General features: G+C 60.3%; 17 protein-coding genes. 10 read left to right on the top strand and 7 right to left on the bottom strand.

The genetic code is table 11. The annotated features are described in order from the left end of the window. Positions 1-7 precede the first annotated feature (7 nt). The gene (gene nth / locus LG409_RS08325; protein ID WP_039178135.1) at positions 8-646 is read left to right on the top strand and encodes an endonuclease III; all 639 of its coding nucleotides are present in this window, start codon (positions 8-10) and stop codon (positions 644-646) included. 28 nt (positions 647-674) lie between these two features. After that, positions 675-1,814, top strand: coding sequence for a carboxysome shell carbonic anhydrase (locus tag LG409_RS08320; RefSeq protein ID WP_227408001.1), 1,140 nt, complete (start codon positions 675-677; stop codon positions 1,812-1,814). On the opposite strand, the gene LG409_RS08315 is transcribed toward LG409_RS08320, so the two are convergent. The 4 genes from LG409_RS08315 to LG409_RS08300 are packed head-to-tail and all read right to left on the bottom strand — an operon-like array spanning position 1,799 to position 5,900. Beyond that, positions 1,799-2,851, bottom strand: coding sequence for a tRNA-queuosine alpha-mannosyltransferase domain-containing protein (locus LG409_RS08315; protein ID WP_227408000.1), 1,053 nt, complete (start codon positions 2,849-2,851; stop codon positions 1,799-1,801). The genes LG409_RS08320 and LG409_RS08315 overlap by 16 nt on opposite strands. Further along, positions 2,851-3,858 carry an ArsA family ATPase gene (locus LG409_RS08310; RefSeq protein ID WP_096923058.1) on the bottom strand — a complete coding sequence of 336 codons (1,008 nt, stop codon included), beginning with the start codon at positions 3,856-3,858 and terminating at the stop codon, positions 2,851-2,853. Before LG409_RS08310 ends, LG409_RS08315 begins: the two co-directional genes overlap by 1 nt. Positions 3,859-3,897: 39 nt before the next feature. Further along, positions 3,898-4,197 carry a cory-CC-star protein gene (locus LG409_RS08305; protein ID WP_016913733.1) on the bottom strand — a complete coding sequence of 100 codons (300 nt, stop codon included), beginning with the start codon at positions 4,195-4,197 and terminating at the stop codon, positions 3,898-3,900. A gap of 26 nt (positions 4,198-4,223) precedes the next feature. Then, positions 4,224-5,900, bottom strand: coding sequence for a carbon starvation CstA family protein (locus LG409_RS08300; RefSeq protein WP_227407999.1), 1,677 nt, complete (start codon positions 5,898-5,900; stop codon positions 4,224-4,226). 243 nt (positions 5,901-6,143) lie between these two features. Between LG409_RS08300 and LG409_RS08295 the strand changes: the two genes are divergently transcribed. The 5 genes from LG409_RS08295 (at position 6,144) to LG409_RS08275 (ending at position 12,825) form a co-directional block, all read left to right on the top strand. After that, positions 6,144-6,527 carry a response regulator transcription factor gene (locus LG409_RS08295; protein ID WP_039178151.1) on the top strand — a complete coding sequence of 128 codons (384 nt, stop codon included), beginning with the start codon at positions 6,144-6,146 and terminating at the stop codon, positions 6,525-6,527. Further along, on the top strand, positions 6,524-8,581 hold the full coding sequence (locus LG409_RS08290) for a 3'-5' exonuclease (protein WP_227407998.1): 2,058 nt from the start codon (positions 6,524-6,526) through the stop codon (positions 8,579-8,581). Before LG409_RS08295 ends, LG409_RS08290 begins: the two co-directional genes overlap by 4 nt. After that, positions 8,578-8,784 carry a hypothetical protein gene (locus LG409_RS08285; protein WP_039178157.1) on the top strand — a complete coding sequence of 69 codons (207 nt, stop codon included), beginning with the start codon at positions 8,578-8,580 and terminating at the stop codon, positions 8,782-8,784. Before LG409_RS08290 ends, LG409_RS08285 begins: the two co-directional genes overlap by 4 nt. Before the next feature lie 2 nt (positions 8,785-8,786). Next, complete coding sequence (locus LG409_RS08280; protein ID WP_227408101.1) at positions 8,787-11,501, top strand: sensor histidine kinase; 2,715 nt, start codon at positions 8,787-8,789, stop codon at positions 11,499-11,501. A gap of 112 nt (positions 11,502-11,613) precedes the next feature. Further along, the gene (locus LG409_RS08275; RefSeq protein WP_227407997.1) at positions 11,614-12,825 is read left to right on the top strand and encodes an EAL and HDOD domain-containing protein; all 1,212 of its coding nucleotides are present in this window, start codon (positions 11,614-11,616) and stop codon (positions 12,823-12,825) included. Here the strand turns inward: LG409_RS08275 and LG409_RS08270 are convergent. After that, complete coding sequence (locus LG409_RS08270; protein ID WP_227407996.1) at positions 12,818-13,150, bottom strand: HlyU family transcriptional regulator; 333 nt, start codon at positions 13,148-13,150, stop codon at positions 12,818-12,820. The genes LG409_RS08275 and LG409_RS08270 overlap by 8 nt on opposite strands. A gap of 54 nt (positions 13,151-13,204) precedes the next feature. Then, positions 13,205-14,425, bottom strand: a complete 1,221-nt coding sequence (locus LG409_RS08265) for an argininosuccinate synthase (RefSeq protein ID WP_039178168.1) — start codon at positions 14,423-14,425, stop codon at positions 13,205-13,207. Between the two features lie 213 nt (positions 14,426-14,638). Between LG409_RS08265 and rnt the strand changes: the two genes are divergently transcribed. Together rnt and LG409_RS08255 are read left to right on the top strand one after the other, a co-directional pair. Further along, positions 14,639-15,310 (top strand): ribonuclease T, encoded by a 672-nt coding sequence (rnt, locus tag LG409_RS08260; protein WP_016913724.1) that lies wholly within the window; start codon positions 14,639-14,641, stop codon positions 15,308-15,310. Positions 15,311-15,439: 129 nt separating this feature from the next. After that, positions 15,440-16,699 carry a 6-phosphofructokinase gene (locus tag LG409_RS08255; protein ID WP_039178173.1) on the top strand — a complete coding sequence of 420 codons (1,260 nt, stop codon included), beginning with the start codon at positions 15,440-15,442 and terminating at the stop codon, positions 16,697-16,699. A gap of 66 nt (positions 16,700-16,765) precedes the next feature. Here LG409_RS08255 and LG409_RS08250 read toward each other — a convergent pair whose 3' ends face one another. Beyond that, positions 16,766-18,481, bottom strand: coding sequence for a bifunctional protein-serine/threonine kinase/phosphatase (locus tag LG409_RS08250; RefSeq protein WP_039178470.1), 1,716 nt, complete (start codon positions 18,479-18,481; stop codon positions 16,766-16,768). A gap of 259 nt (positions 18,482-18,740) precedes the next feature. Between LG409_RS08250 and ppa the strand changes: the two genes are divergently transcribed. Then, on the top strand, positions 18,741-19,271 hold the full coding sequence (gene ppa / locus LG409_RS08245; protein WP_039178176.1) for an inorganic diphosphatase: 531 nt from the start codon (positions 18,741-18,743) through the stop codon (positions 19,269-19,271). Positions 19,272-19,400: the final 129 nt, after the last annotated feature.

Below are 19,400 nucleotides of genomic sequence, written 5' to 3'. Positions count from 1 at the left end.
AACGTTCATGAATGCCCAGAAACGGCAGGAGATTTTTGCCCGCCTGCAGGCGGAAAATCCGCACCCCACCACCGAGCTGAACTGGAGCACCCCCTTCGAGCTGCTGGCTGCGGTACTGCTCTCGGCACAGGCCACCGACGTGGGCGTCAACAAAGCCACCGACCGACTGTTTCCGGTGGCCAACACCCCCGAAGCAATCATCGCGCTGGGCATCGAGGGACTCAAGGAGTACATCAAGACCATCGGCCTGTTCAACACCAAGGCTGAAAACCTGATGAAGACCTGCCATATTCTGGTGAACCAGCATGGTAGCGACGTGCCGCAAACCCGCCAGGCGCTGGAAGCCTTGCCGGGTGTCGGGCGCAAGACCGCCAACGTCATTCTCAATACCGCCTTTGGGCAGCCCACCATCGCCGTGGACACGCATATCTTCCGAGTCTCCAACCGGACGGGCATCGCCAAGGGCAAGGACGTGGTCGAAGTGGAGCAGAAGCTGTTGCGCCATGTGCCCAAGGCTTTCAAGCAGGACGCCCATCACTGGCTGATCCTGCATGGCCGCTATACCTGTATCGCTCGCAAGCCACGCTGCGGTAGCTGTATCATCGAGGATCTCTGCGACTATAAAGACAAAACCGAGCTGGCCTGAACGTTTGGGCCGCCCCAGGGAGCTGCTCATGCCCAGCACTGATCACAGTACCATCTCAAGTACCATCTCAAGTACCATCTCAAGTACCAGCAACAGCTCTGCCACAAGGCTTCACCAGCGCCCTATCCACGAGCGAATCGACGCGCTGCTGGCTCTCTCCCGCCAGCACGCAGAGCACTTCTGCAGTCCTGACGCGTGGCTGGCACGGCAGCGCTATCTGGCGCAGCACCCTACTTCACTTCTGGTGATGAAGTGCATGGATGGCCGTATCCACCTTCCCCATGCCACCCGCACCCCGCTGGGCATCATCACGCCGTTTCGCAACCTGGGGGGTATTTTCGACCTGGGCTGGCCTTACCTGGGTGAGCTGCTCACCGATTCGGTGCTGGCGGCAGCGCAGCAGGGGCGCGGCACCTTGATGTGCATTACTTATCACTACTCCGCCGGACAGCAGCAGCGGGGCTGTGCAGGCTTCGGCTGCGATACGGCGGCAGCCCGGGCTCACGCATACGGCATTGCCGAGCAGGCGGGCAGACTGTTTGGCAAGGACCACCAGCAGGTGTACCCGCTGGTGTGTGGCTTTGAAACGGATAGCGACGCGCTGGTGATTCATGGCAAGGCGGGAACGGTCCTGGACATTCGCGACTGGGTAGGCCAACCGGCAGAGGCCTTGGCCATCCGCCTAGCCACCGTCTGCCCGGATATGCCTGACGACATACGCCGTGACCTGCTACCGCTGCTGGAAGGCAACCTGGCCCATGTCACTAGCCTGTATGGCACCGCCCGGGCACTGGATATCGAACACCGCGAGTGGGTCATTTGCATTGGCCGAGGTTTCGATTTTCTTCACCTGCCCAATACCGCACTGATCATCGGCCCCTACGGGCCCGACCTGGCAGAACCCATTGGCACGGCGGCGGATATCATCGCCGCCAACATGCGCCATGGCCGCATTCCAGACGATGGCTTCATGCTGCTGGCCTCGACCCCTTATCAGTACAGCGGCGTCGATCGCGCGCGGGCAGAGCTGAAATCGCAGTTCCTGTCGCGCTTTGCCGCACAGGTGATCGGCCAGCGTCATCCTGAGCTGGCCAGCAAGATGCGACCTCACACGGCCGTGGTGCACTGGCCTACCAGACGTCTGGACCTCCTTCAGCCCAGCAACTGACGATACGCCTCACGCCACTGGGGCCACTCCCAGGGCGACGTATCCAGCCGCTCAGGGGCGGTCATCGTGCCTTGTAGCCACGCGGCAAGGCGTTGATAGAGCCCCTCCCGTGTCCCATCGTAACGGTAGGCGTCAGGATAGAGTTCCGGAAAGCAGAGTCTGTCCGGCACCAGCGGCCACGCGCCACGCTGGGCAGCCTCCATGATGGCCAGCCCCTGAAACTCATGCCAGGTGGTCGACACGACGATACCACCGCCGTTCAACAGCGCCTGATACTGCTCCTCTGACTGAGGCCCCCAACAGACGAGATGCTGCGCCAGCCGCACCTGCGCCTCAGCAAAGATGGCGGGCTCGTCGCGAAACCGTTGGCCCATGACGGCAAGTTCGAAAGGCACGCCCTCCTCACTCAGCCTGAACAACACCGCAAAGAAGTCCTCGGGGTTCTTGTCGTACTCCCAACGGTGGTTCCAGACGATGCGGCGAGGTGGCGGTGCAACGTCGGGCCCCTGCGCCAGCGGCTGCAAGGGCACCGGCAACACTTTTGCCGAACGCCTCAGCAGCTCCAGCGGCGCGGCGGCCGGGAGGTTCTCGGGCATTTTTTTCAGAAATTGCCTGACGCCAGTAAAAAAGGAGTCGCGGTTATAGGCGGTGTTGAATACCAGGGTATCCGCCGCCAAGGCCGCATAGAGATTGACCATTTTGGCTTCGACCTGGGGCACCTGCTCGCTGGACTCCGGGTAGGCAAACTGGTTCTCGTGGAAATAGACGATCTTGCGGGCCTGGCCCAGGTGCGGAAACAGTCCCACCAGCGTGGCCATGTCCACCATGGAGGTGGCCAGCACCACATCGAAGCGCTGGCTGAGGGTAGCGTGTTCCTTCAACCACCAGCTCAGCGGATTACCGCGTATGCGCCAGGCAAAATGGCGCGGTGGCAAGCTCAGCAATGTCCATTCCACATCCGTCAGTTCAGCCATCAAACTGTTTGCCCAGTAACGATGGCTGACCGCCTCGTAGGCGGAGAGCAGTAATACCCGCATCAAAATCCTTGCTGTTCAAGCTGGGCAGCCAACTGCTCCAGCACCTCAATACCTTGTACATCTGTCGGCAGCCAAGGTAGCACGGGGCGCGGCAGGTGGCGAAAATGTTGTTCGATGCGCGCCAGATAAGTGGCCTCCTGCTGCCGCCTGGCTGCCAGGAACTCGCCGTCGGCGTCTGCGGGAATCACCCGATTGATGAGCACCCCCGCCACCGGGATACGCACTTCCTCCAGCGCTTTCACCGCACGATCGGTTTCCAGGATCGGCAGCCGCTCGGGGGTCATGACGAACAAGAAGCTGCAGGCGCTTTTATCCTCGATACGTCGTCGTGCCTGGTGAAACAGGCGGCGGCGCTCGATCAGCGTGCTGGCCACGTCGCGGGTGCGTTCATCCAGGTCTTCCAGCGGATCCTGGGTGGGGTCGTCAAAGGGCGTGGCCACGTCCCTGCCTCGCTTGGGGGTCAGATGCTCCAGCACCTTGCCCAACTCGGCGGATTTGCGGTTATGGGCCAGCAGTCCGTCGGTCCACGCGGCCATGGCCTCGGGCAGGGTCAGCAGCCTTAGGGTATGCCCCGTGGGCGCCGTATCGAAAATGATCACGTCATAGGGGGCCTCATCGTCCACCATCAGACGAGCCAACCGCTCCAGCAAGGCGGCCTCCTGAGTGCCGGGAGACTGACGTGTCAGGCGCATCTGCCGCTCCAGCTCCTGCATCATTTCTGGCGCTGCATAACGTCGCATCTGGGCCACGACGCGGGCAAGGTGTGCTTCCACTTCACGGTCGGGGTCGATCTCCATGGCATCCAGGTTGGGCAACAGGCGGCGAGGCGTATCGCCCAACTGCCTGTCGAACACATCGCCCAGGCTATGGGCCGGGTCGGTGGAGACCACCAGCACCCGTTTGCCTCGGCTGGCGGCCAGCACGGCCAACGAGGCCGCCACGGTGGTCTTGCCAACGCCCCCTTTGCCACCTACCCATAGCAGGCGTCGATTCAATACAGCGTGCATGGTCTGTCCTGATGTGCGGGCTACCGCTGGGCAAATGCCTCAACAGCAGCGGAAGTGATCCAGTGGGGAGTGCTCCATGCCCATGCGTCGATGCCAGTCATGGAAGCGTTCGAGCAGCAATGGCTGCAGCTCAAGCGTGTAATAAGCAGCAGGATTCTGCAGGCCCATCATTTCGGCAAACACCAGCAGCATGAACAGGTCGTCTTCATCGCGTCGCGCTCTGGCGATGGCGCCCCGGTAGCGGGCGCTGTACACCTCTTCGGTAAAGAAGCGGGCCTGGTCGAGCCAGGCCCTGAGCGTTTCTCGACGCGACGACCCGGAATGCAGATCATCGCTCATGGGGTTTCTCCAGGGTTGTGCAGCGGCTAAGGCTGCTGCTCGGCGACTTCGGAACGCGAGCGCTTCAGCGCGGCCGCACACTCCATGGCCACCATGATGGCCGCAATCAGGACGACGATGTCCAGTACCAGCAGGAACATGTTGCCCTGATTCCAGAAAGTGCGCAGCTGCAGCAGCAGCGCCAGGATCGTCATCACCAGCAGGAAGCACAGCGGTGCCAGGGTGTACCACATGGGCCGTTTCAGGCGCACCAGCATCACGGTGATCACCAGCAATGTCAGGCCTGCCAGCAACTGGTTGGTGGTCCCAAACAGCGGCCAGATGATCAGCCCACCCGAGCCGTCGGCCCCACCGGCGCCAAACGCCAGCAACAGGCAGCTACCCACGGCCAGGCCGGTGGCAATGGCGGGTTTCTTCATCCACGGCTGCTGATAGATATCGCCCCACTCCTGGAAAATATAGCGCTGCAACCGCAGCCCGGTATCCATGGTGGTCCCGGCAAACAGCGCCGCCATGACCGTCAGCAGCGTCGCCGCCGTCACTTCAGGCAGCCCCAGGCCGTTATGGATGATGTAGGCTCCGCCCTCCACGAAGGCGTTGACGCCCCCCTGGCCAAAGGCACTGTACATGGCCTGCCAGTCACCCAGCGTTGCAAAGCCTGCCGTGGCTGCCAGAATCGCCGCCAAGGCCAACATGCCTTCGCCTACCGCGCCGAAATAGCCCACGAACCGCGCGTCGGTCTCCTTGTTGAGCTGTTTGGAAGTGGTCCCCGAAGACACCAACCCATGGAAGCCAGAGATTGCCCCACAGGCAATGGTCACGAACAACAAAGGAATGAGCGATGGCGTGCCCGCAGGCACATCGCTGTTGAACGCCGGTGCTACCAGAGTCGGGTTCAGCAACACCAGGGCGCCGTACAGCACCAGCAGACCGATGAACAGCTGCAGACCATTGATATAGTCACGGGGTTGCAGCAGCATCCAGACGGGCAGCAAGGAGGCGATGGCAGCGTAGGCAAACAGGATCAGGATCCACACCGCGTTACCGGACATACCCGCCACTTCCGAGGGCATCTGGATCGGCACCGAAGGGCCAATGAAGATCAGGGCATAGAGCGCAATGACCCCCAGTACCGATACAACGGGCAAGCTCATGACCCGGCGGTAGATCAACTGGCCGATGATCAGTGCCACGAGGATGGCTCCCCACACCGGCACGACCGCGCTGGAGAAATTCATCATGAGACCGGCAATGACCACCGCGAACACCGCGTTGACCATGAGCAGCACCAGAAAGATGACGATCATGAAGATACTGCGGGCACGCTTGCCAACGACATCTCCAGTGAGCGCCCCCACCGATTTTGCCTTGTTGCGCACACTGGCCCAGATGGCGCCGAAATCATGAATCCCGGCAAAGAATATCGTGCCGAACACCACCCACATGAAGGCCGGTGCCCAACCCCAGATCACAGCGATGGCCGGCCCGACGATGGGTGCGGCACCCGCCACCGAGGTAAAGTGGTGCCCCCACAGCACGAACCGATTGGTAGGCACATAATCGACGCCATCTTCGAACTCATGGGCAGGGGTTTTAAAGTCAGGATCTAGTTGGTAGATCTTTTGAGCAACGAACTTGGAGTAAATAAAGTACCCCAATGCCATTGCACCAAGACCCACCACCAGCAAGAAAATAGCACTCATAAGCGCAGCTCCTTTAATGGTGATGCTTTATTGTTGGGCTTACTCGCTTGCTCACTTCGAGCGTTTTCATAGTGGTATGAGACGTCTGGCAAGTCCATGAAAAAGCCCTTTTATGGCTTTAAACCACTGCGAAAGTTGTAGACGTCATGGCCATACTCATCGAAGGTCGTCTTGGCGGGCTCGGCTTGGCTACCTAAACTTCTTCAAGAACCAATAATAACGTTGCGTTATCAGGAGCCCTCCATGGCCAAAGTCTTAGTGGTCGACGATGAACCCAATATTGTCCTGTCTCTGGAGTTCTTGATGTCCCATGCCGGACTCGAAGTCGTGACTGCCGAGGATGGAGAAAGCGCACTTTTACGTCTGGAAGATGCCTCCCCCGACCTGCTGTTATTGGATATCAGCCTGCCCGGCATCAGCGGCTTCGAAGTGCTCGAGCAGCTGCGCCAGCGTGAACAGCAAGCAACGACCCAGCGGCTGCCAGTCATCATGCTGACCGCCCACGGCCGCGAAGTAGAGCGTGAGAAAGGCCTGGCGCTGGGAGCAGACGACTACGTGACCAAACCCTTTTCCACTCAGCAACTGGTGGAAAAGGTCAAATCCCTGTTGGGTGAGCGAACGCCATGACCGGCAAAGGGTTACCCAAACGCCAGCGCCTCATGGGCGTATGGCTGCTGTTGAGTGGCATCAGCCTGCTTGGCGGGGCTATTTTTGCCGCCTGGCTCGATGCTCAGCTGGGCCTGTCGGGAATTGCCCGCGCCGCGCTGTGGTTGGGCAGCTTCTCTGGCGGCATGACGATTTTTCTGGTCGGGCTGCTGCTCGAACGCATGCTGTTCACCCCGCTGCGCCACCTTCAGGCCCAGTTGGCACGCTGGGTAGCCAATCCGGATGCCCAGGACGAAAACACACCCGAAGGCTGGCTGAAGGGGCTCGGCCCCGATTTGCGGCGCCTCAGCCAGAGCTGGCGCGCCGACCGAGGGCGGTTGGCCACCGCTCATGCAGAGGGTGCGCGTAGCGCCACCCGCATACGTCAGGAGCTGGAAACACTGCTGCAGGTGCTGGAAACGCCGCTGCTGCTCTGCGACCGTCATCGCCGAGTCATGCTGTTCAACCAGGCCGCCGAGGATTTTTTTGCCGGGCACACGGGGCTGGGGCTTGGCAAACGCCTCGACACGCTGCTGCCCACCGTTGGCCTTGAACATGCCATGGCCCAGTTGCCGGACGATGGCTCTCCCAGGGAACTGCTGGCCCCCTGCGAACAGCGCTGGCTGAAAGTGGTGATCCGACGCGTGCCCGGCAGCGAAAAAGAAACCCTTGTCACGTGCAGCGATGCCACCACGGCTTGGAACAACGAGATGGGCGTGCGCGCCGACCTGGGCAGTCTGCTGCCATCGCTACGCCAGCACTCTGCCAGCCTGGGCAGTGCGGCGGACGTCATGCGGCAACTGGCCACCCTGCCCCAGGATCCTGCACTCCGAGAACGCCTGGAGCAGGTCATTCAGGAAGAGAGCCATGGCCTGAACCAGCAGGTCGCCAGAATGGCCACGCTTCTCGAGGACATGCAGTACCACGGCGAGCGCTTGCGGCCCATGTGGTCCAATGACTTCTGGCAATCCCTGGATGAGCGACTGGACCCTGCCCATCGGCTAATTACCCCCATTGGCATGCCTGCCTGGTTCAAGGGCGATGCTCCCGCCCTGATCGAGCTGTTCGACTCCCTGGTGCGCTATTTACACAGCCACTTGCCCAGCGGCGGCTTCGAGGGCGAGCTGAGCCATCATCAGAAACGCGTTTACGTCGACCTGATCTGGCAAGGTGCTCCCGTGCCCGAGAGCGAGCTGGTACGCTGGCGTGAAGAGCGGCTGACGGCGCTGCCGCTGGGGCCATCGGTGGCCGACATCTTGCGCCAGCACGCCGCCGATATCTGGAGCGTTGCCGACAGCGACAAGCGCCACGCGCGTTTGCGCATGCCGCTACCTACCCTGGAGCGTACCGACGCTCCCCGTGAACCCGCCCCGCCACGGCCCGAATTCCACGACTTCGGCATTGCCCAGTTGCCCGCCCCGGATGATGCGCTGGCCAGTCGTCGGCTGCGCAATCTGGATATCGTCTCCTTCGACACGGAAACCACCGGCCTGGAGCTGCGTCGAGGCGACACGGTGATCAGCCTGGGGGCGTGCCGTATCGTCAATGGGCGGCTGTTGGCCAGTGACGCTTTCAACCATTACGTCGACCCCCAACGCCCCATACCGGCGGCCAGTACGGTCATCCACGGCATTACCGATGCCGATGTGGCAGGTGCTGCCACACTGGACAGCGTGCTGACCTTGTTCAGCGCCTATGTGGACAATGCCGTCTTGCTGGCCCACAACGCCGCCTTCGACATGCTGGCCATCAGCGGCCATGGCGTTCGCTTTGACATGCCGGTGCTCGATACGCTGTTGATATCCAGAGCACTGGACGAAGCGCTGGATGGTCACGACCTGGATACCCTTGCTAAGCGCTACGATCTGCACTTCCCCCCCGGCACGCGGCATACGGCGCTGGGCGATGCCCGCGTCACGGCGGAGCTGTGGTTGGCGCTGCTGCCCCGACTGGAGGCAAGAGGCATCGATACCCTCGAGGAACTGCTAGCCCTGCAGGCCAATGCCTTCGACCGTGAGGATGCCAGCGCCTCATGAAAACCTCCCGCCCGCTCTCCCGACGTCAGGAAAGATTGATCGCCTTGATCATACTGGCCTTGCTACTGTTTTGTCCGCCCGCCCTGCTGATCATGGACCGTTTGCCCTCCTCATTGGGTTGGCTGCCGCTCTACCTGTTCGTGGTCTGGGGCGCGCTGATCGGCATGACCGCCTGGCTGGTGGAAACGCCCGGACGACGATGAGCATGCGTACCGACCTGGTGGTGATTGGGGCTGCCTTCAGCTACTTGGCGCTGCTGTTCATGGTGGCCGCCTGGGGAGACCGCCGCGCCGAACAGGGGCGCTCGCTGATTGGCTCGCCCACGGTGTATGCGCTCTCCATTGCGGTCTACTGTACCGCCTGGACCTTTTACGGCAGCGTGGGCCGGGCCGCGCAGTTTGGCCCTAGCTTCTTGCTCATCTATCTGGGGCCCACGCTGGCCATGCTGCTGGCGCCTTTCACGCTGCGCAAGATGGTGCGCATTGCGGCTCAGCAGCGGATCACCTCGATTGCCGACTTCATCAGTGCCCGTTACGGAAAGAGCTCTTTGCTGGGTGCCCTGGTGGCCCTTATGGCCTTGATCACCATCACGCCTTATATCGCGCTGCAGCTCAAGGCGATCACGGTCAGCCATGCGGTGCTGATGAATTACCCGTTGAGTGCCGACGCGACCCTGGCCACCGAGCGATTCTGGAGTGATCGTTCGTTCTGGATCGCCATGGTACTGGCCGTGTTCATCATTCTGTTCGGCACTCGCCATCTGGATGCCAGCGAGCGCCACGAGGGCATGGTCGCGGCCATTGCAGTCGAGTCGCTGGTCAAGCTGGTGGCGTTTCTGGCGGTGGGTATCTTCGTCACCTTCGTGCTGTTCGAGGGGCCTGCCGCCCTGTTCGCGCAGGCCGCGGCCATGCCGGAGCTGACCAACGCCATGCGCCTGGAGAGCGTACCCGGCGGGGCCACCGGCTGGGTGGGCATGCTGCTGCTCGCGTTTCTGGCTTTTTTGACCCTGCCACGTCAGTTCCAAGTACTGGTCGTCGAGAACGTCGATGAGCAGCACCTGATTCGCGCCAGCTGGCTTTTTCCGCTCTACATGCTGCTGATCAACCTGTTCGTGATTCCCATTGCCCTGGCGGGGCTGCTGCTGGATGCCGGAGACCCGGACAGCTTCGTGCTGACGCTGCCTCTATCCGCAGGTCTCGAGGGCCTGCCCTTGCTGGTGTTCATCGGTGGGCTGTCCGCGGCCACGGGGATGGTGATCGTGGAAACCATCGCGCTCTCTACCATGGTGAGCAACCAACTGGTCATGCCGCTGTTGCTCAAGGTCAAAGGGCTCTATATCGGCAGCCACGGCAAGCTGGCCGATTGGCTGCTGGGGATACGCCGAATCGCCATCCTCGTGATTCTGCTGATGGGGTATCTCTACCACGCGCTGATTGGCGACACTTACAGCCTGGTCACCATCGGGCTGGTTTCGTTTGCGGGCGTGGCCCAATTTGCCCCCGCGCTGCTGATCGGCCTTTACTGGCGCGGTGCCACCCGCCAAGGGGCAGCCGCGGCTCTGGTTGCAGGCTTTATCGTCTGGTTCTACACCCTGCTGCTGCCGGGCTTTGCCCAATCGGGATGGCTGGATGGCACGCTGATCACCCAAGGGCCCTGGGGGCTATCGTGGCTGTCGCCCTATGCCCTGCTGGGCCTGACTGACTGGGATATTTATACCCACTCACTGTTCTGGAGCATGCTGTGCAATGTGGGACTGCTGGTAGGTGTATCGCTGTTTACCCGGCCCACACCGCTGGAACAGACCCAGGCAGCGCTCTTCACCGGCGCCATGCACCCGGGCCTGCACACGACCTCTCTATGGCGAGGCGAAACCACCGAAGGGGCACTACATGCCCTGCTCATCCGCTACCTGGGCAGTACGGCCACCGAACGCGTGTTTACCCAACATGGGCCGCTGAACAAAACACAGCCTGCTTCCAGCGGGCTGATCACGCGGGCCGAGCAGGCGCTGGCAGGCTCCCTGGGCAGTGCCTCCGCCAGCGTGTTGATCAATTCGGTGCTGCGCGGTGAAGCGCTGGACGTCGCCTCGGTGCTGAGCATTCTGGATACCACGTCACAGACGCTGGAGTACAACCGTCGCCTCGAGCAGAAATCCCAGGAGTTGGCCCGCGTGGGCCAGGAATTGCGCAGTGCCAATGAGCGGCTGCGCGAGCTGGACCGGATGAAAGATGAGTTCGTGGCCATGGTCAGCCATGAGCTGCGAACACCGCTGACGTCGATTCGCTCGTTTGCCGAAATATTGCGCGACACGCCGGATATCAGCGATGACAAGCGCCATCAATTCTTGGCCATCATGGTGCAGGAAAGCGAACGACTTTCCCGGCTGATCGAGGAAATACTCGACTTGGCACGCTTGGAAAGCGGTCGTCTGACCATGTCGCCGAAACCCGTCGACCTGGTGGCATTGGCCAGACAAAGCAGCGACGCACTGGCCCGCTTGCATCAAGAAGCAGCCTTGACCTTCCGGCTGGAGGTGCAACCCGAGACTGCCATGGTGGAAGCCGACCCCGACCGACTGGAACAAGTGATCATCAACCTGCTGGAAAATGCGCGCAAGTTTGCGCATCATACCCATCCCGAGATAGTGCTACGTGTCGAGGCCCACGGAGATCAGTTTCGCTTGAGTGTGGAAGATAACGGGCCTGGTATTCCCGAGGAAGAAAGGGAGCACGTCTTCGAAAAATTCTACCAGCTGCAGCGCAGCGGACAGCCTCATGCCCAACGCCCAAAAGGCAGCGGGCTTGGGCTACCGATCAGTCGCGCCATCGTTCAGCACCTGGGAGGGAAGCTGTGGGCAGACGCTTCCGACCTTGGGGGCACGCGAATGTGGATCGAACTGCCCGCCCTACCGTTTAAATGACTCCTCCTTTTTGTCAACGCACTGTGCTGCGATGTAACTGGTATGTTCCTGTGTTTGTACGGTATTCTTTGGATCCTTGTACACCGTCATATCGCCATGCTGGAGCTGTATCATGTTGAGCGGGTCAGAACTTATCGATGTCGAGAGCGACCAATACACGATCGCCATTCAGCCCATCGTCAACGTGCAGTTGCAGCATGTCGCGGATGAATTGCTGTATCGGGGAAACGCCAGCGCAGGTAACGCCGTGATTCTGGACGCCGTACAGGCGACGGCTCGCGCCTGCGCGGTGGCCATCTACGAAATCGGTCTCGATAAGCTCTGCGGCCAACGGCAGCTGTTCATCAACGCTTCCCATGACTGGCTGCTGAACCCCGATCTGGCTGGCCTGCCTGCGGATCAAATCGTCATCGAAATTCTGGAAGACACGCAGCCCAGCGAACCCTTGACCGACGCTCTCCGGCGGCTGAAGAACCAAGGCTATCGACTGGCGCTGGATGATGTGGAGCCCAACTCAGCCAATCAAGGGCTGATGGCCTTTGCCGATATCGTCAAATTCGATATCTCGGTGGGATTGCCCATCGACATGATTACGTCTCTCCATCGTCAAGGCTACACCTTGCTGGCAGAGCGGGTCGAAACCCATGACGAATTCGAGCAATGCAAAGCGCTGGGCTTCAGCCTGTTCCAGGGCTACTTTTACCAACGCCCACAAATTCAGACCACCAGAACCCAGCGCCACAGCACGTCGCGCGCCAATCAGATGCAGCTACTGGCGCAGCTTTACAGCGACCGAGTTCGCCTGCCTGCGCTGAGCACGCTGATTGCCCGAGACCCCTACCTGCTCAATGCGGTATTCAAGCGCGCCAATTCCGCAGGAAAGGCCGCACAGCGTCCCGCCTACAAACTACTGGATTGTGTTCACATCATCGGGTTGAAGGAGCTGCGCACCCTGGTATCGATCGTCATGCTGGCGGGTAACAATCCGGCCAGCAAGGTCAACCTGATCAATGGGCTGACGCGTGCCTTTGCCTGTGAGGCCTTGGCGGAGCAGCGTGGGCTGGACGCAGAAGAAGCCTTTATCGTCGGGCTGTTTTCGCGCATGCCGGTCATTCTGGGGATTGAACTGGAGGTCATGCTGCAGGAGCTGCCCCTGAGCCAGAGCATACACAAGGCGCTGGCAAGCTATGCCGGCGCACTGGGGCAACTGCTGGTGGATATAGCGGCCTGTGAGCAGGGCGCCGTCCTGACGAGCGTGCCCGCAGAGTTCATGCTGAAAGCGGCCGCTGAAGCGCGTGCCTTGATGGATTCACAGCTTAGCTAGGGGTACCGCTTTCACGACGGGGGTCCGGTTCGAACATCGCGTCCCCCACCTCATCGATGAAGCGCTGCGCCTTGCTGACCATCAGCGCGTCGCAGGCATCACGCCCCGGCAGCATGTCGGAACGCTCGAAGCGGTGCTCTTGAACGCTATCATCCGCAACGGCTTTACGAATCACACCGCTGACACGGTACTGGCCACTCTGGTCATCCGGCTGTGAAATGATCAGATACTCTTTGTAGGCGACAGGCTCTGCCGCCTTGGTGCCCGACACGCTTTTACGCTCATCGCTTGACCCAAACAGGCCCGCAAGTAGTTTTTTAAACATGACCACTCCAGGAAAGAGTGACCAACCCACCGGGGCTGGTCACAAGGGAAGAGACTAGCTTTGCTGGCGACCTTTGCCGGCCGCAATGCGCAGGCGCAGTGCGTTCAGCTTGATGAAGCCTTCGGCATCTTTCTGATTGTAGGCACCGGCATCGTCTTCGAACGTGGCAATGGACTCGTCGAACAGCGACTGCTCGGATTTGCGACCCACCACCGTGGCATTGCCCTTGTAGAGCTTCATGCGCACGACGCCTGAAACGTTTTTCTGCGTTTCGTCAATGGCCGCCTGCAGCATGCGACGCTCGGGGCTCCACCAGTAGCCGTTGTAGATCACTTCGGCGTACTTGGGCATCAGCTGATCTTTCAGGTGTGCTTCTTCACGGTCCAGCGTCAGCGACTCGATGGCACGGTGGGCACGCAGCATGATCGTGCCTCCGGGAGTTTCGTAGCAGCCGCGAGACTTCATGCCCACATAGCGGTTTTCGACGATATCCAGACGGCCGATACCGTTATCGCCGCCCAGCTTGTTGAGCTTTTCAAGGATTTCATGGGGCTTCAACGTCTCGCCGTCGATGGCCACGATATCGCCTTGCTCGAAGGTCAGCTCGACGTAGGTGGGCTGCTCAGGGGCGGCTTCCGGTGAAACGCTCCAGCGCCACATGTCTTCTTCGGCTTCGGCCCACGGATCTTCCAGAATGCCGCCTTCGTAGGAGATGTGCAGCAGGTTGGCATCCATGGAGTACGGAGATTTCTTCTTCTTGTTGGAGAAATCCACCGGGATATTGTGCTCTTCGCAGTAGGCCATCAGCTTCTCGCGGGAAGTGAGGTCCCACTCGCGCCAGGGCGCGATGACCTTGACGCCCGGCTTGAGCGCATAGCCGCCCAGCTCGAAACGCACCTGATCGTTGCCCTTGCCGGTCGCACCGTGGGAAATGGCGTCGGCGCCGGTTTCGTTGGCGATTTCGATCAACCGCTTGGCAATCAGCGGGCGAGCAATGGAGGTACCCAGCAGGTACTCGCCTTCGTAGATGGTGTTGGCACGGAACATGGGGAAGACGTAATCGCGCACGAACTCTTCACGCAGGTCTTCGATGTAGATTTCCTTGACGCCCAGCGCCTGGGCCTTGGCACGCGCGGGCTCGACTTCCTCACCTTGACCGATGTCGGCAGTGAAGGTCACTACCTCGCAGTTGTAGGTCTCTTGCAACCACTTGACGATAACGGATGTGTCCAGGCCGCCTGAATATGCCAGCACAACCTTTTTGACATCGGACATTCTTTGCTCCTCTTGAATAAGAACACAGTTCACCAGAATCGACAGCACGCTCGGGCGCTATCCATTACACCTGGCGTCCAGTATAGCGCTCTCGATGCCCAGCGAATACCGTCAACGACGCCTCGGGCCCAAAGCTGCTAGAATCAGCACATTCGTGGCGACTCCTCATGACCGCCACTGTGTTCGATTACTCGCTTTACTAAGGAGAGCTGCATGAGCGAGGCAATTGCCCGCGATCTGATGGCCCAGCGTTTTCGCAGTTACCTGCCGGTGGTCATTGACCTGGAAACGGGTGGGTTCAATGCCCAGACGGATGCCGTACTGGAAATTGCCGCTGTGACGCTCACCATGGACCCGGAAGGCAATCTACTGCCCGACGCCACCTATGCGTACCACATTCACCCCTTCGAAGGGGCCAATGTGGAGCAATCGGCTCTCGATTTCACAGGTATCAATCTGGATGACCCGCTGCGCCGCCAGGTCGCCTTGAGCGAGTCCGAGGCGCTGGGAGAAATCTTTCGCCCCATCCGCAAGTCCATCAAGGCGCATGGCTGCTCTCGCGCCATCCTGGTCGGCCACAACGCGGCTTTCGATCAAGGGTTTCTGAACGCAGCCGCCAATCGGTGCGGTGTCAAGCGCAACCCGTTTCACCCGTTCTCGAGCTTCGATACGGCGACCCTGGCAGGTTTCGTTTACGGCCAGACCGTGCTGGCACGCGCCTGCCGGGCGGCGGGTATCGAATTCGACAACAAATCGGCTCACTCCGCCCGTTATGATACCGAGCGCACCGCCGAACTGTTCTGCGCCATGGTCAATCGCTACAAGGATCTGGGCGGCTGGCGGCTGGCTTTGAAAGAGCAAGCCATGGACGCAGGCGAGGAGTAGCTCCAGCAGCCTTGCCCTGCGTGTAATGCAGTGGCAGCGGCTTTAGGCTAAACTCCGCAGCATTTATTGATAAACCCGAAAGCTCATTTAGCTAGTCACACGATACTCGTTCAGGAGATGAAACGTTCCATGGCCCTGCACAATGCCTTTTACGCCCAGTCCGGTGGCGTTACCGCCGTCATCAATGCCAGCGCCTGCGGCGTGATCGAAGCGTGTCGGCAAGCCCCCGACCAGATCGGCAAGGTGTATGCCGGCCATAACGGCATCATCGGCGCCCTGACCGAAGACCTGATCGACGTCAGCCAGGAGAGCGACGACGCCATTGCTGCCCTGCGCCATACGCCGGGCGGTGCTTTTGGCTCATGTCGCTACAAGCTCAAGGATATCGATACTCATCGCACCCAGTACGAGCGCTTGATCGAGGTCTTCAAGGCCCACGACATCCGCTACTTCTTCTACAACGGCGGAGGTGATAGCGCCGACACGTGTCTCAAGGTGTCTCAGCTATCCGAAAAAATGGGCTACCCGCTGACCGCGATTCACGTACCGAAAACCGTCGACAACGATTTGCCCATCACCGACAACAGCCCAGGCTTTGGTAGCGTGGCCAAGTACATTGCCACTTCTACCCGCGAAGCGTCTCTGGACATCGCCTCGATGTGCGCCACTTCTACCAAGGTGTTCGTGCTCGAAGTCATGGGGCGTCATGCAGGCTGGATTGCGGCGGCGGGTGGCCTGGCAGGGGAAGGAGAAGGTGAACCGCCTCACCTGATCATCTTCCCCGAGGTGGCATTCAACCGAAAAGCGGTCATGGCCAGGGTCGATGAGAGCGTCAAGAAGTACGGCTACTGCGTCATCGTGGTCTCCGAAGGAGCGCGCTACGAAGACGGCACTTTCCTGGCCGATGCAGGCAATACCGACGCCTTTGGCCATCGCCAACTAGGCGGCGTAGCGCCCACCTTGGCGGGCATGATCAAGCAGGACCTAGGTTACAAGTACCACTGGGCCGTGGCCGACTACCTGCAGCGCGCGGCGCGTCACCTGGCCTCCAAAACCGATGTGGAACAGGCTTATGCAGTGGGCCGCGAGGCCGTGACGCTGGCACTGGCAGGCAAGAACTCCATGATGCCCGCGATTCGTCGTATCTCTCAGACCCCATACCAATGGGACGTGATCTCTGCTCCCCTGGCGCAAATTGCCAACCAGGAAAAGTTCATGCCACGTGACTTCATCAGCGAAAGTGGCTTCGACATCACTCAGCAGTGCCGCGACTACCTGTCCCCGCTGATTCAAGGCGAAGACTTCCCGCCCTTCGAAAATGGCCTGCCCAAAGTCGCCAAGCTGAAGCTGGCGAAAGTGGCGCAGAAACTGCCCAAGTTCACGCTGTAATACGGCCTGAACGGCCCGCAGTAGCGCTAGAAGGGATGGCCCAGGCCATCCCTTCTGCGTTTTGATCTAGCGCAACAGCCAGGAGAGCACCAACAGCAGCAGAAGTATGCCCGCTACCCCCTGCCAAAACCGCCGAGCTTCTGGGCGCGACTCTTCGCGTACCGGCAAACGCCCCAAGGGCACACGCAGTGCGTAGAGAAACTCCGACATGCGACGAAAACGCAGCGCTCGCTGGGGGTCCAGGGCTCGACGTAGCGCCTCATCCAGCTCCGGGGTAATCTCAGGATTGGTGGTACGCGCGCTGCGATAGGCCAGCTCTTCAAGATCGGTATGGCTGCGCAGGCGGTTAGGCGTCAACAGGTATGGCAGCTCGCCGGTCAGTAACCAGTAAACGGTAGAAGCCAGCGAATACTGGTCGCTGCGGCGGCCAATGGTGTCGCCCAGCGCATACTCAGGCGCCGTATGCTCGCAAAGCCCCACCTGCCGCAGCAGATCGCCGGATTGGCGATGGCCATCCACCTCGCGCATGTGGCAGGCGCTGAAGTCGGTCAGCACGACTTTACCGTGCTGGTCGATCAGTACGTTATCCGGGTTGATTTGCTGATGAATGATATCTCGGTGGTGCAGCGCCTGTACCGCCTTGCCCAGCTGGTTGGCAATGTCCAGACGCTGGTTCAAGCTGGCTTGAGGGTGGCGCTGCGCCCACTCACGCAGCGTCTCGCCTTCCACGTTCTGCATGAGATAGTAGAGATAGCGGCGAGGACGCGACAGCTCCATGACCTTGACCACGAAGGGGGAGTTGACCCGCTCCACTACCCACTGCTGCAGCAGGAAGTGTTCCAGATAGGCATTGCGCAGCGAAAGCTCCGGGCTTGGCGCCTTCATGACCATGATACGGTCGCTGTGCACATCGCGTACGCGGTAGACCCTGGACTGCGCGTTTCGCGACAGCACCGCCTGTATTTCGAGACCATCCAGCCGCTCGCCTACCGCCAGTTCCGGGGGAATGGGCAAGTCCCCATACAGCATGCTGGGCGTATCACTGGGTTCTTCCGGCAGCTCATCGACACGCAGAATCTGAAAACAGAACTGCTCTCCCCCATAACCTCGCTCCTGGGCGCGCTGCTTGGCTTCGCTGGCCAGGCGCTCACAGGCCGCATCGAGATCGCTGGCATCTTCACGAATCAAGCGCACATAGTCAGACGGCATGAGCGTGCCGCGCACGGCTTGGGTGGTAAAGACGAAAAAATCACCCTGCTTGAGCGGCAGGTGGGTGTAATCGATATCCAGGCTGCCATCCATGCCCAAGGCCCGAGAGGGATAGCGATAGCCTCCCACGTCGGTCACATGGTCACGGGTCAACTGTTCGAACTCGGCCCCTCGCAGACGGAAGACCAGCGTATCGCCCATATGAAACAGATGCCCCTCGCGGCCCAGAAACACCAGCGCAGACATCGATGATACAAAACCGCCTTCCTTGACGTGCTGGCTCTGGCTGTAACACCAGCTGTTGAGCGCTCTCAAGACCCGCGTGGCAGAGGTCTTGGTATCCCAGTGCTCGGGGGTCGAGTAATAATCGGCCAGGAATCCACGAACGCTCAGATCGCCTGCCTGCTTGGCCATGGTATTGCGCGACAGCGAGTCACTGATGACGGCACAGCCGCCCTTCGCCTTCAATACGGGCTCATCCGGCAGGCGTACCGACATGGAGCTGCGATGCTGACGGCGCTGCGGGGCAACGAAAGCCTGACCATAACTGATTAGCAACTGGGCGTGCGCCAACTCATCCTCCTGGACATAAAGGTCCTTGCCACGATCACTCGGCGACATGATACACGCTGAGACGCCGAAACGATGCCCACCAAACGTCGCGTCGGCCATCAAAGAGCACCCCGCCCGCTGCCTTGGTCAACGTCAAACACCTATGTCGCATTGGTAATCTGGCAGTCATGTTCGTATAATTCTGCCCTATTAATGCAATGCATCAATTGTGTGACATCTGCCTCAATCGCAATAGATAAGCCAAGCCAAGGAACTCAAGATGAACTTCGATAACATCCCCGCTGGAAAGGATCTGCCCAACGATATCTATGTGGCGATCGAAATTCCTGCCAACCACGCGCCTATCAAGTATGAAATCGACAAGGACATGGGCGCACTGTTGGTTGACCGTTTCATGGCCACTCCGATGTTCTACCCGGCCAACTACGGTTTCATTCCGCACACCTTGGCAGATGATGGCGACCCCCTCGACGCACTCGTCGTGACTCCCTACCCGGTCGCCCCCGGCAGCGTCATCCGCGCCCGTCCGGTAGGCATCCTGAACATGACCGACGAGGCAGGTGAAGACGCCAAGCTGGTATGTGTTCCTCACGCCAAGCTCTCCTCGCTCTATGACGACGTTCAGGAAGTCACCGACCTGCCGGAACTGCTGCGCCAGCAGATTGCCCACTTCTTCGAGAACTACAAGGACCTGGAGAAAGGCAAGTGGGTCAAGGTCGAGTCGTGGGAAGGGGTTGAAGCCGCTCGCAAGGCCATCGAAAAATCGGTGGCGGCTTACAAGAAGTCCTGAGTCGACGTTCAAGTGGCAAACGTTCTGCCATGATTCGTCCAAGGCCGCCTTCGGGCGGCCTTTTGCATACTGGGTTAAGCGAACATGAAGTAGCGCGTCACGTCACCGCAGCCGCTACGCCCAGGCGAA

It is taken from the genome of Halomonas sp. NyZ770 (assembly GCF_020616575.1).
Classification (GTDB): domain Bacteria; phylum Pseudomonadota; class Gammaproteobacteria; order Pseudomonadales; family Halomonadaceae; genus Vreelandella; species Vreelandella hamiltonii.
The sequence above is the reverse complement of the archived record's forward strand: the minus strand, read 5'-3'. Positions and strand labels throughout refer to the sequence as shown.